At 47.1% G+C, this 14,283-nt stretch carries 6 protein-coding genes; 1 reads left to right on the forward strand and 5 read right to left on the reverse strand.

All coding sequences use genetic code 11. The features are described 5' to 3' along the window. Positions 1–314: 314 nt before the first annotated feature. Both G7Y39_RS07135 and gpmI read right to left on the reverse strand, forming a co-directional pair. Entirely contained in the window at positions 315–896 is a 582-nt protein-coding gene (locus G7Y39_RS07135; RefSeq protein WP_165156454.1) for a DUF3109 family protein, read from the reverse strand. 18 nt (positions 897–914) lie between these two features. After that, the gene (gene gpmI, locus G7Y39_RS07140; RefSeq protein WP_165156456.1) at positions 915–2,438 is read right to left on the reverse strand and encodes a 2,3-bisphosphoglycerate-independent phosphoglycerate mutase; all 1,524 of its coding nucleotides are present in this window, start codon (positions 2,436–2,438) and stop codon (positions 915–917) included. A gap of 106 nt (positions 2,439–2,544) precedes the next feature. Here gpmI and G7Y39_RS07145 point away from each other — a divergent pair, with 106 nt between their 5' ends. Beyond that, positions 2,545–3,243 carry a M48 family metallopeptidase gene (locus G7Y39_RS07145; protein ID WP_165156472.1) on the forward strand — a complete coding sequence of 233 codons (699 nt, stop codon included), beginning with the start codon at positions 2,545–2,547 and terminating at the stop codon, positions 3,241–3,243. Between the two features lie 42 nt (positions 3,244–3,285). On the opposite strand, the gene G7Y39_RS07150 is transcribed toward G7Y39_RS07145, so the two are convergent. The 3 genes from G7Y39_RS07150 to ruvA all read right to left on the reverse strand — a co-directional run bounded on the left by G7Y39_RS07150 (position 3,286) and on the right by ruvA (position 14,153). After that, positions 3,286–6,000 (reverse strand): TonB-dependent receptor, encoded by a 2,715-nt coding sequence (locus G7Y39_RS07150; RefSeq protein ID WP_165156474.1) that lies wholly within the window; start codon positions 5,998–6,000, stop codon positions 3,286–3,288. Between the two features lie 100 nt (positions 6,001–6,100). Continuing rightward, positions 6,101–13,519, reverse strand: coding sequence for a cell surface protein SprA (sprA, locus tag G7Y39_RS07155; protein WP_165156476.1), 7,419 nt, complete (start codon positions 13,517–13,519; stop codon positions 6,101–6,103). Positions 13,520–13,562: 43 nt separating this feature from the next. Beyond that, entirely contained in the window at positions 13,563–14,153 is a 591-nt protein-coding gene (gene ruvA / locus G7Y39_RS07160) for a Holliday junction branch migration protein RuvA (protein ID WP_165156478.1), read from the reverse strand. Positions 14,154–14,283 lie beyond the last annotated feature (130 nt).

Raw genomic sequence — 14,283 nt, forward strand, 5'->3', positions numbered from 1 at the left:
GACCCTCCGCCTTGTAGCGAATGTAAAAGTTTTCAAAATCTTCGTTGCTGTAATACATAATTTATCAAGATTAATGTTACAGCCGCGAATGTAGTCGGTTTTACTCAGGCTGTGCTTGGACGCTTACATGCCCATTCTAAGCTTGCTACAATGGGCATTCAAAGGATGCTATGATGCCCATCGTAATCGGCTTACGACTGCGATCGTAGCAAACCACCGGTTTCCGCTAAGGAAAACTCCGGTTTCTATTGGGGATTTGTGCTTCAAAAAAAGGTCGTACATGTTTTTAAGAAACACGTACGACCTTTGTCCAATTATTCTTCCATCTGACTCTTCCATTCCTCCCCGCACTTTTCCAAGGCCTTATACCAAGCCTCGCCGAACTTACGGATCAAAGGCTCCTTGAGGAACTCATAGACCGGCAATCGCTCTTTCTTTCCCAAGATCTCTGCCACCTTACAAACGCTCCAGCGATGATAGTTCACGGCCTTGAAATCCCGATACTGAGTGACACGTATCGGATAAAGGTGACAAGAGATGGGCTTAGGGAAATCCGTCTTACCTTCCCGGTATGCTTTCTCGATAGCGCATTTGCAATTGCCATCGGCGTCGTAACAGGTAAAGACACAATCCTCACCGTCCACGATGGAGGTAACCGTATCTCCCTCCTCATCGATGTAGGCTACGCCTTGCTTATTAATGACCTCGCGCGCTTTCGGGGATAAATCATTCCAAATCAGGGGCAATACCTCCCGGAGCTTCGCCAACTCCGAATCCTCCAATGGAGCGCCGGAGTCTCCTTCCACGCAGCACATCCCCTTGCATTTGGAAAGATCACATAAAAAATAACGGTCGAGGACTTCAAGACTCACCAAGGTGTCTTCTATCTGGATCATAAGATACTCCCGGTTCGCTTATTTGATCAATGACTTGCCGGTCATCTCCTTCGGCTGTGCCAATCCTAAAATATGCAGGATTGAAGGAGCCACATCGGCCAAGATGCCATTCTCTACTTTAGCGTCCTTGTTGGTTGTCACATATACGAATGGAACGGGGTTCAACGAGTGAGCCGTATTCGGAGTACCATCCTCGTTCAAAGCATGGTCGGCGTTACCATGGTCGGCGATGATGATTACCTCGTAGCCGTTGGCTTTAGCGGCCTCAACCGTATCGTGCAGGCAAGCGTCGATCGTTACGACCGCGTTCTCGATCGCCTTGTAGACACCCGTATGGCCTACCATGTCACCGTTGGCATAGTTCACTACGATGAAATCGAATTTCTTCGTGTTGATCGCGTCTACCAATTTATCTTTCACCTCGAAAGCGCTCATCTCCGGTTTCAAGTCGTAAGTAGCCACTTTAGGAGAAGGAACCAGGATACGCTCCTCGCTGTCGAACGGAGTCTCGCGGCCACCGTTGAAGAAGAATGTCACATGGGCGTATTTCTCTGTCTCGGCGATATGCAGCTGAGTCTTGCCTACGTTTGCCAAGAACTCACCCAGCGTATTATTTACGTTCTCTTTGTCGAACAGGATATGGACCCCCTTGAAGCTGGCGTCGTACGGAGTCATACAGAAATATCGCAAGTCCGGGATCGTATGCATACCCGCTTCCGGCATGTCTCGCTGGGTCAGTACGATCGTAAGCTCTTTCGCGCGGTCGTTACGGTAGTTGAAGAAGATCACGACATCCCCCTCCTCGATAACAGCTACCGGCTTCCCGTTCTCAACATGAACGATCGGCTTTATGAACTCGTCCGTCACACCCTCGGCATACGACTCTTCCACCGCTTTTACCATGCACTCGGCTTGCTTACCCTTACCTTCGACCAACAAGTCGTAGGCCTCTTTCACGCGTTCCCAACGTTTGTCGCGGTCCATCGCGTAATAACGTCCGATGATAGAGGCGATCTTTCCTCCTGTAGTCTTCAGGTGATTCTCCAACGTCTCGATAAAGCCTTTACCGCTCTTCGGGTCCGTATCGCGGCCATCCATGAAGCAATGAACATAAGCCTTGCTTACCCCGTATGCCTTGGCGATATCCGTCAACTTCAAAAGATGCTCCAAGGAGCTGTGTACACCGCCATCGGAGACCAAGCCCATGAAGTGGATCTGCTTATTGTTCTCTTTCGCATAGCTATAAGCACGTTTGATCTCCGGGTTCTCCAGGATCGTATCCTGGCGGCAAGCGATGTTGATCTTCACCAAATCTTGGTAAACGATACGGCCAGCACCAATGTTCAAGTGGCCCACCTCAGAGTTACCCATTTGTCCGTCCGGCAAACCAACGTTCTCGCCGGAAGCCTGTAACTGTGAGTTCGGATAGGTTCTCAACAACTCGTCCCAATAGGGGGTCGGCGTGTTAAAGATCACGTCGTCTTTACCTTTGTCACCGATTCCCCAACCGTCACAGATAATTAAAAGTGCTTTTTTGCTCATGATTGCTAATTTATTATATGGATTATGTTTTTAACCTTTACGGTCGCGAAGATAATCAATTCCATTCTATTATTGTTTCTCTCAATGTATTACTTTTGCGGCAGGAATGGAAAAGAATATACAAGACAAGGATTTGGGAGTCATAACGCTCCGGACCACTCCCCGGGCCACTCGATACACGCTCAAGATATCGAAGGGAAAGATAACCGCCACGATGCCGCCCGGAGGAGACGAGAAACGAATGATCGCTTTTATCCTGGAGAACAAGGACCGGCTGATAAAAGCGCTCCAGAAGTATCCGCCCCGGCCTCTGCTCGACGAAAGATCGGAGTTGCAGGCTACGACATTCCGCTTGCATATCTTCCGGACGGAAAGGGAAAATTTCTACATGCGCTTGGAAGAGGGAGTCTTGCATATCGCCTGTCCCTTGGAGACCTGCTTTGAGAGAGAGGAGGTACAATCCTTGCTGAAATCCATGTTGGAAAAGGCATTCCGCCACGAGGCGAAACGGTTGCTACCCCAACGGATCGCCCAGTTGGCCCGGCAACACGGCTTTACGCTGACCGGGGTAAAGATCAACAACAGCAAGACGCATTGGGGAAGTTGCACGCCGCGGAAAAGTATCAACCTCTCGCTATGCCTGATGCTTCTTCCTTGGCATTTGGTGGATTATGTATTGTTGCATGAGCTTTGCCATACGATAGAGATGAACCATAGCGAAAGGTTCTGGAAACTGATGGATCAGGTGACGAACAATCAAGCGACCCGTTTACGAAATGAGTTGAAAGGCTACCCTATGTTGTAGAGGCGGAGCGCGTGCGCTCCGCCTCTACAACCGGGTGAATTGTCAGAAATTGGCTCCTACCTGCAGGACGAAAGTCCGGGGTGCGCCGACGTCCATCGGGCGAGCGCTATAGCGCTTGTTCAAGAGATTGTTCACCAGCCCTTGTACACGGATATTCTTCGTCACCTTCATCCCGACACGCATATCCATGACGAAATACCCTTTGTTGTTCTCTATCCAATAATCATGCAAGTTCCCGAATAGCATCGAGCGCATATAATCCATCAGGTTAGGCTCCGCTTTCACGCGTTCATCGGCCATAAAATAATCGACCGCCAATGTCTTGCTTTTCCATGACAGATTCGTTCCGATATTAAACTGCTTCCATTCCAGATCGAGTACCCCCTTCACGGAATGTTTCTGGCGATATTTCAAATACTTGCTGTCGTTCGATTTCGAACGCATCGCCATCAAGTCGTCATTCGCTTCCTCCTCCGCATTCCGCGCGTCCACGTCCAGATCGATCGGATTCGTATAAACATACCCCAACGTATACGCCAGACGGGTATCACGGTTAAACTCATACGCGCCCGAGGTAGACAAGTCTACTCCATAAATCTCCGCCCGGCCTACGTTCGTGAACTGAGCGCCGATTCCTAGGCCGTCGCCGCTGGAGAACGCGTCGAACAACTTGGAAAGCCCGTCAATATAATCGAAGGTCTTCTTATTAAAGAGGCCGAAACGGAACTCGATCATATCCTTGTAACGGGTATAAAAGCCGGCCACATCGATAAAGCCCTTCAAATTGCCAAGCTTATAGCCTTGCTTGAAACCGAGCTCGGCGTTATAACCTTGCTCCGCCTTCAATTCAGCGTTCGGGAAAGCGCCCACACCTCCGATATCCTTCAGGATAAACTTCTCCGTAACGGATGGATAACGGTATCCCTGTCCGAAAGAAGCCCGGATAAAGCTATACTCACCCAACTCATAATTCAAGCCTCCGCGGAAGACAGGCTTTACCGGAATCTTCGCCCCGAAAATCTTCGTCTCCGCTTCCCGGTAGAAATCATCTACCCGGTAATACTCCAGACGAACGCCGACCGAGACGTTCAAACGATCGATAAACTTATGATCATATTGCAGGAAGGTAGCCACGTTATCGCTACTATGCTGTCCGGTCACCTTCGAATCCGCGTGGATACGCTCATAAGTACCTCCAACCGTGAGTTGTGAATGATCGAACTTCTTGCTGAATTGGTAATCCAGATTATAGGAATAGGTATGATCCGCAGCCCCCGGCGCCTTTTCCTCCACCGGTTTCATGGCATCTACCAGCCAAGCGCCTAAATTATTCTTATCGGGCAGCGGAGTACGTCCCATCACCCAAGAAATCAAGTCCATGTAATCCGCCGAGGTAGCTGTCGGGAAAAACTGATTCCCCAGCTTGCCCAACTCACCCATCAATCCGCTCACCTTCCCGTTCATCACCTCCGGGAGATACGGTAAGAAGGTCGGCAACAACTCGGTTTGCCAGTTTCGCGCGAGGTGGATAATCTCCGGGACGGATGAGATATCAAAACCCATCTGGTTCGTTATGTCGAAAAGCGACTTATCCGTGGTATGCGTGATGATACGGTTCCCTCGATGGAAGAAACGGCCCTTGAGACGATGCGTCGTCCCTTTCTCCGAATTTGTATAATTCAAGAATGGATCGATATAAAATGCATTCTCACGGCGTCCCATATTCGCCAGCGGAGACTGGACATAGGGCTCCTCCGGAGAGCGCCAGATGAAGAAACCGGTATAATCGTCATACAAGTAGTTCACATTCACGCCATAGTTCAACCCCTGTACCCGGGGATCGCGATACGTAAGATTCCCGCCGACCCGGACACGGCGGTTGTAATTATCCTGCCGATACCCATCGTCAAGGAATGTATTGGCGCCCACCGTCAAATCAAAGTTCTTGATCCTACGGGAATGAGAGAGATCCAAGCCGCCGTATAAGGGCGTCCCGTCTTGACGCGGCTTCCCGTACAAACCTCCTTGTACGTTCACCTGTGTTACCGGATCCAATCCGGGGCGTTTCGTTTTCACGTGAATCAAGCCATTCAAGGCTGATGAGCCATACAATACGGAAGAGGCTCCTTTCAGCACCTCTACTTGATCGACGTTCTCCATCGGGATCATGTTCCAGTTTATCTCACCGGAACCCGGTGTCAGCACCGACATTCCGTCCACAAGAATCAAGCAACGGCTACCCACCCCGTAGGTCCATCCCGTACCACCGCGTACGGAAGGCTGCCGGTCCGTCACATCCACACCGGAGATATTCTTCAGCACGTCCGTCAAATCTTTCGGAGACTGACGCGTGATATCTTTCGCTTTCAACAATTCCATGGAGACGGTAATATCGCTTAGCTTTTGCTCATAACGCCCGACGCTCACGACGACCTCGTCCATCATGTTTGAGTTGGTTCGTAAGGAGACATCATGTGTCAAGAACTCTCCCGGATCTACTTTCACGGGGACACTCAACGTTTCATATCCCAGATAGCTAAAAGTCAGCACAGCGTCGCCATCCGTCACCTTCAGCTCATAATAACCGTTTATATCAGACACGGTTCCTCTCATGCCCCCTTTGTCCTTATAAAAAACGTTCACCCCGGCTAAAGCCTCCTTGCTCTCCGCATCTTTAATATGCCCTTTCACGTCTTGACCGAAAGAGGCATGGGTGATCAGGAGAAGACATACTATCAATTTGTAAGTGTTCTTCATATCCAAATTATATTTTGCGCGAAGATAAAGGTTTATTCCATACTGCTAGACAGGTATTTAAAAACAGACCAAGAAGTCCTGCAAATAGACTACACTCTTTTTATTGCGCCAAGGAGAAGCGGAGGCTAATGCCATAGTTCGAGTTTGATGTCGGGTAAGAAGAGGTGGAGACGATCGGCTCGTTGATCTGTAAATCATAAAACGCTCTCAATGTCAAGGCACGACTTAACCCGTAATCCGCGGAAAACTGGATGGTCTTGGCGATATTCCCGCTGGTAGCCTGCGTCAATTGATCCTCGATCTTGCGGATCAGGGACATCATCTTACGGTAAGAGAAATCCAAGCGGATCGTAAGGTCATTACTGAAGTCGCGCGTCTTTTTCATTTTCAACACCTTGTTAAACTCAGTCAACTTATATCCGACCCCTATCACAAACTCGTTGGAAAGCGCCTCCACCAATTGGTAAGAGGAGATATTCAAGCTTAAGTTACGCGTCTTGCGCAACTCAACCTTACCGGTTATATTATTCAATAAAGTGGCGTCCACGCCAAACAACGGGCTGAATCCTTCCGTGATACTCACGGCCGCTATATCGTAAGGAGACGAGGGCGTAGGATTACCGGTCTGGATATCACGGATATATCCCAAACCATCCTGCCCGGCATCCACCCAATCCAAGAAGGAGGAGAACGCGCCCACACTATAAGAACAACGATATTGATGACTTAACATCATGTTCTTAAAGTATTTGCGGATAACCGGTATGCGGATCAATCCATCATACGTAACACGCCAGTTCGGTAGCAAACTCTTAACAGACGGGAAAGCTGACAGGCCCACCTTATTCGGATCCTTACCCGTATAAGCCGCCAAGAAAGCAGGTACCAATACCTCCATCGAGTTCAGGCTTACGCCTCCCCCTACGGCCGGATCATACGGTTTTCCCGCTAAAGCATGCCCCGCCATAAAACCGGAACTCGGGTAAACCGTACCGGAATAGGTATCCATCAAACGCCGGGCGATCACGTTACGATGAGCGATAAAGTTGTCGAAGGCTTTCGACGCATACCCGTTGTTAGCGTTTCCGCTACCGCCGAAAGCGCTTCCCAAGGCGATCGTCGTCATCGTAAAGCTGCCTCCCATCTGCTCGGGCATACCGTCTTGCATATAATAGATATCGGTACTACGGGTATCTACCCGGTTGGCGTTCAAATCAATCTTCAAGCCGGCTATAGGTTCAAGGTTCGCACGGATCGTAAGGTTCTTCGCGCTATTGATCATGGCGGGAGTCGTCAGATTCTCATTCTTTACCAGCCAACCCCGCTCGTCAGCCTCGTCGATAAAGCTCCTCCGTACTGCCCCGAAAGCGAAACCAAGCCCCGGAGCTAAGGTACCCGTACGCCGTTGTCCGAACATATCGCCAACCTCCGGAGCGTAACCACTCAACATCATACCGTCGATCAACGAGTACTGCACGTTTACCCGACGCAGCATCATCAAGAAACGACTTCCATATTCCGCTACTTTCGTCAAGGTCCCTTCCAAAGGTTGTGGACCGGGCACGATTGTCAACTTCAAATGAGCCGTATCTTTATTCAAGATCATGACTTGGGCATAATTGACCGGCTTATATTTAATTGAATAGACCTTCCCGTCCGCTCCGCGTGCCGTGATACGGACCTTCTTCGTAAACATTCCATGCTGCACGATCGTCCCACTATCCGGACTCAATTGGATCTCTTTCTCCAGCTTCACCTCTTTCTTCTTTTTCTCCGGTTGGCGAGCGCTTACCCGGGAAGAGGCCATAAACTTCTGGTTGATCTTCTTCAGATATTTATTCTTATTGTACAGTGACTGCAAATTGAAACTACCCTGCCAGTCAAATTGACGTTGGTTCTTTATGATATTACCCTGTTCCAGCTCAACACTCGCGACATTGGCTCCACGATCCCAGTTGTACGTAGCATTATACGTCAATGAGCTATTTACCCAGTCTAATGCCGGTATGAATTGCAATGGCATATTCCAAGTGACATTAAACGTCTGGTCGTATTTCAAAGGAGTACCTAAATCACGGATACTTTGCTTCACGGAGTCCTTCCATACCTGATAATCATCCGGGTTCAACTTCTTGTTAACTTGAACATTCGGCTCCTCGATACGGGCATTCGTACCGGAAGTAAACGTCATGCTCAGGTTGTTCGTAAAGTCCCAACGCAAACTGAAGGCACGGTCCCACAAGAAATTATGGCTGAATGAGAGCAACTGGTTACCTCCACCCGTAGAACTTGTCAAATCTCTCAGCTTAATCTCATAGTAATTCCGCATCATCGCCGTCTGGAAACTGATATTTGACGGGACGTAATTCAACCCGAACTGCTTGATATATTTCGTATATCCATTATTCTTCTTCAGCTTCTCGAATGGCCGGAACGGTTTCACGTAAGGCGTATAATTATAAGCGAAATTACCCCGGTAATCCTTGGTGGTCTCATATTCAGTCTCCGGATTCTTCTTGCTGTTTTGGCTATAAGAGTAACCAAACGAGAAGTTCGCCGGGTCATACGGCATCGGATTCTTGCTGCGGATATCTACCTTTACGTTATTGAAAGAGACGCTCTTAATCGTGGTCTGATCCAATGAATAACCCTTGATAGAATCTTTCTCGGCTTGGGTCTCTACCGCATCCAAAGCATCCGAAAGCTTAATATCCTCATTCAACGGGTCATACTCAGGGGTTGTCGTCTCCTTCGAATAAGCATAGTAAAAAGGTATGCTAACCTTTGCTTTCTCAGGGAACAACTTGCCCAACTCAATTGAGGTCGCTACGCTATATTGCGAATAATCATCCATCCGGCGTTCAGCCAGCGACTGATCCAACGCGCCGAAGCCAGCGGTTTCCATCCGTCCACTTACATTGACCGTACCCAAATCAGATAAAGCGACGTTCAGGTTCGCGTTAGCGGCCCAACCACCTTTCTCATCGAAATCGGTCATACGGAGTTCGTTTACCCAAACCTCGCCGCTCTTGATATCACCCGTGTTGTTACGTACACCGATCATGATCACTTTTACCTCCGCTAAGCTAGGGTTACCGATGATGCTGATTTTATTACGAGTATTATCCGGATCATTTTTCGAATAGACCTTTTGGTAGCTTACGTTTCCCTGTCCCTGACGTTTCAGTTTATCCCGCTCCAACTTCAAGTCGGTTAGAGTCTCCAGCTCAAAATTCAAGGTATTATTCAGAGGCCATACTTTTTCTTGATCCGCGCTATTATTCGTGTTATAAAGAATCGTACTATGAGGAGTCAGATCCAAAGGCACCTCATACTCGTAATAATTATTCTTATAGTCGGAACCTAAACGAATGAATACAGAGAAATCACCATTCGATAAAGTCTTGCTCTCGTCAATCGGCGCTTCCGCATGAGCAAACATTTGCAATCGTTTATACCGGCGAAGGTCATAGGCGGTAGATTTATAAACCGCACGCGCATCCGCAGGAGATAAATCTGTTATCTTCATGGATAATGCCTGCTCGTTCTGTTGAAGCAACTGAGGCTGACTGGAATCGAACATACGGCTGATACCCGGGGGCAACACATAGTTGACCGGCTGACGCTGCCCGTTCTCCTCTATATTTACGGAAGATACGACGACCTGTCCATCAGACTTTGGCGGAATAAGAGGATTTGACAAATCCTGCGTATAAGTACGCCAATCACCACGAACCAGTTCCAAGGTACCAAAACGCAGAACCGTAGGCTTACGGAATCCTGTCATATACATACGCATGAAACGGACAGTCTTGAAATCCCGGATCGCCCCAACTCTCTTCTCATAATCCTTAATAGGAATCTTAAATAGATACCATCTTACTTTCTCCTTATTACCATTCATTAAGGTTACCTCCGGAGTACGCTCATCGACGATGTTGTTTACACCGACCTGTAAGTCTTTTGGACGGAGAGATATCTTGTACTCAAAGTATTTCTCTGTCTCATTCAACGTATTATCGCCATTAATATCTTCCACATCCGGTGTACTCTTTCCGGCTGTAGCATATCTTTGATCGGATTCTTGCGAGTTTCCTTCTGTACCGTTATATCGCTTATAGCGAGATAAGATATCCAATTCCTCGGCATCGTAATCATCCCCCCGGAAATAGTGATAATTATCCCCGGCAGGATCGTTAAAAGGAGAAAATGGATCATCCATCATTTTAGAGATTGTCTCACCAGACAGTTTTGCCCTCAATTTATTCAAATAATCCGCGTACGTAGGGGAAGTCAGCTCTTCATCCGTAGAAAGGCCGTTCAACCCGACATCTTGCAACTCACGATTTTGGGCATCAAACGCATATCCCGTACTTTGCGTGCGAGGGACCTTACCCCAAACGGTCGTATCAACTTTCGACATATCACCGTCCACAGGCATACCATTCTCAAAGAATTTCCTCTCATCTTTCAAGATATCCTCGGAAATCTCGCCCAAGTTAACGTATAGGTCACCACCCTCGGCCGTCTCGTCCTCAAGATACGGGTCTAAAAGCCAGAATTCGATATATTCATAATTGGCGGATTCCAAATCGCTAGGCTCGATCTTACGCATTACACCGCCCCAACGTTTTTCCGGATTGCCTAATGTACCGTCCGCGTTTACATTTTCCGCATCTAGGTTATACGGGCCACGCTCATTCGGGTAAAAAGCGAGATTCAATACGGGCAAAGTCGTATTATCATTGGTTCCCAACTCTTTGTTCGGGAAGATCTCTTTATAACTGACCCCACGAGTATAATGATTCGACAAATCGTCATTCGTAAGATGTCGAGGGCGAGAAGAGGAACTCTTACGTGTGAAGATACCATCTACCGTATACCAAGCCAACAAAGCCCTGTTTTTACCATAAGCGATATCATTCACTTTCTCCGCTTCCGGAAATTTAGGATTCGAATCTTCATAAGGGGTACTCGCCAAGTTCCAGGCATAGGGGTTCAAAAGATCCATACCACTTTGTGTAGACTCGAAGTCATCCAAATAAGAGTAACCACCCGTATATTGATTCTCATAATGTCCTGCTATCAAATGAGCGAATTCCGCGTTGAATGAGATTTGGCTAGGTTTGGTCAATGTCAACAAAGGTAACTTATCAAATACATTTGTCAGCCACTGGCTCTCCGCTTTATAAGAGGTATTCAACCCCCATAAGGTATTCTTTATTGACTCATCTCCCAAAGTGGTTTTTACCGTAAGAGGCATTTCCGACATGTGCATAACCGTGGCTCCGACCATGAAGTCCTTATTGAACTGGTAATTCAAATCCAACCCGATCATCGTTTTCCGCTGCATATTAAAAACGGACTGGTTCTCCAAAGATACGCTAACAGGTGTTCCGCTAGATATGATACTCTCATTCAAGATCGTCACACGTCCCAAACTATAATCTACCGTATAATCCACATTCTCAGTCAGTGTAGCTCCTCCCGCCGTGACACGTACAGACCCGCGGGCTACGTTTGTGGCTCCCAAATCGATCTCCGAACCCGACGAGGCTTTATACTCACCACTTAAAAGAAATTTATTTTTCTCGGCGATCTGGCGGGCAACGGTTAATGTTGAATCGTACAACTCTTGGAACACATATTTGCTAGCATAGGCATTACCTACCTTTTCCCGCAATTTCGAGCCGAAAGGTTGTACGCAAGGAAATATAATCTTACCGGTCTCCGCCTGTATCGTATAACCGTCAATAAAATCGAAGAAACCATCCGGATTCGGATTGTCATAGGTATCCAATCGATCCAACCCTAATACCCGGATCAAAATTTGATTCGCGCAATCACCTTCCGGAAGATAGTTTACATACGTACCGGTAGAGTCGCTTTGATAGGTCACGTCCAATTTAAACTTCTCTTTCTGTACCGAATAAGCACCCAATGAGTATACATTCTTCATCATCAAGTCCCAGAACATCATATCCGGCGACATCGTGATACCCTTTAGTAACTTCACATAAATACAGTCGCTCGTATTCTCTTTATTATCCGTGGAAAATTCACCTACCTGATAGGTCTTGCCATTATAAATAAAACTAAAAGCGACACCTAATACCTCATCTGCCTGCAACTGGGTCCTCAAAGAAATATAGCCCAACTTCTTGTTTAATGTATACTCAGACGACTCTAGCAAACGGGCACTCTCGATTTTCTCAAAATCCCGTCCTCCCTCCATGGAACCTTTCAACGCATCATTAACCTTACTGATCTTTCGGGCATCCGTAAACTGTGTAGTTAAAGCCGTATATAAGTTATTTGCTGAATTATCCGGACGTCTGTCCGTTCCTGAAGGCATCACCAATGCGGTATTGCCGATATTACGAGATTCATTTTCCCCCAAATCTGTGAAAGCTAAGATATTACGGGATTGGTCATAATTACCGCGTTTATTGGTTACCCATACCTCTATCTTAGAGATCTCGATACCGGAGGTGACGGTAGGCAAAGACTCCATAAACTTATCGTAGTTATCATAGAAATAATGGGCCAAGAAGAAATGACGGTTCTCGTCGTATTCATCCACCTTGATCTCAAAGGGCTTCGTCTGCACGCCACCTTTTGAGCTAACCGTCTTGGATTCTGATTCCTGTTGGGCGAATAAGGCATTTACCCGCAACTTGCCAAACTGCAAATCCGCTTTCATACCAAATAATGCCGCACCTCCATTAATCAAGGAGTTGCTGGTATTCATGCTCACATTACCGGCTTCTAACGATTTGATAATCTCATCCTCCTCGCCGGTATACGCCAACTTCAATTTTTTAGAATCGAAATCAAAGGAGGTCTCGGTATTGTAATTCATTCCGAAATTCACCTTGCTACCCACCGAGGCTTGTACATTTAGCTGCACACTCTCGTCAAAATTGAAGAAAGTACGTTTACGGGAACGCTCCGGAAGAGAAGGATCATTATTCTTATTCGTCTTCAAACCCATCGTGATCTCGGCCGAACCTTGGGTCCTTACGCGTACTCCACCGGGGCCGAAAATACGTTCCGCCGCACCGATATTAAACTGCATATCGGTTAAGTTGAATTGTTTATTCGTAGCTTTTTGGAACTCTTCCTCGTTCTTTTGGCGGAAATAGGAACGAAGCGATTGTTGCATCGAATAATCTTGGTATTCCACTGGGGTTAAACTCATCGGCGTACCAATCTCCATATCGCCTAATTTCGTACGGACAATATACGTATTCGTCCTTAAATCATACTCAATCGTAGTCTTGACATTCTCCGGATCACGCAAATCGGCAGGTGATCGCTTCACGATATCTTGATATTCCTCCGGTGTGGTTTTAGCTACCGGATAACGGGGAGGGATCGTATCCTCCGGAGCTTCCAGCAACTCCAATTCCGGCAAAGATGATGTATACACAAGGTAGTCAGCATTCAGCGAATACAAGCCGACACCAAACAATAATACAACAACCCATACGGAATATTTCAATATTCGTTTTCTCATTTTCTCATTTAATTGTCAATCGTTAATCCTCAATTGTCAATTATCAAAGCATTCTAAGCGCAGTTTTAATGACTTGTTCCACAGCCAAAGCGGGCGAACCTTTCAAAATAGTGGATACTACTTTTTGTGAAGCCGCTTTCTGGAAACCCAACATAACCAACGCGGCCACAGCCTCCTCGGTTACCGCTCCATTAGAGACTGGAGCCTCCGGCAAATTCCCGGCCATACCCTCCATCGGTTTCACCTTATTTTTCAAATCTACCAAGATACGCTGGGCCGTCTTCAAACCAATCCCTTTCACGGCAGTCAATGCGGCCTCATTCTTCGAACCGATCACTTGAACCAATTCGGATGGCGGCAGAGAAGAAAGGATCATGCGTGCGGTATTCGGCCCCACTCCGGAAACGGAAGTAAGCAAAAGGAACAACTCCCTTTCGATTTTCTCGGCAAAGCCAAATAATAAATGAGCATCCTCCCTGATTACCTCATATATATATATTTTCCCGGAAGTCTCGTTCCCAAACGCACTATATGTATTCAAGGATATATTCAGCTCGTAGCCTATACCACCACACTCCAAAATCATACGTGCCGGCGTAAGTTCCACGATTTCACCCCTTATATATTCTATCATCTATATATCTTTTTAATATTCCGTACCTATTATAACGCAAAATTAATCAAAAACGTATATCAGGTTACCATTCTTTTCCCCAGATAGCTACCATCCGGGCGTACTATACAGAATACCACACAGCAAACCA

It is taken from the genome of Parabacteroides sp. ZJ-118 (assembly GCF_011038785.1).
In the GTDB taxonomy this organism is placed as follows: Bacteria; Bacteroidota; Bacteroidia; order Bacteroidales; family Tannerellaceae; genus Parabacteroides.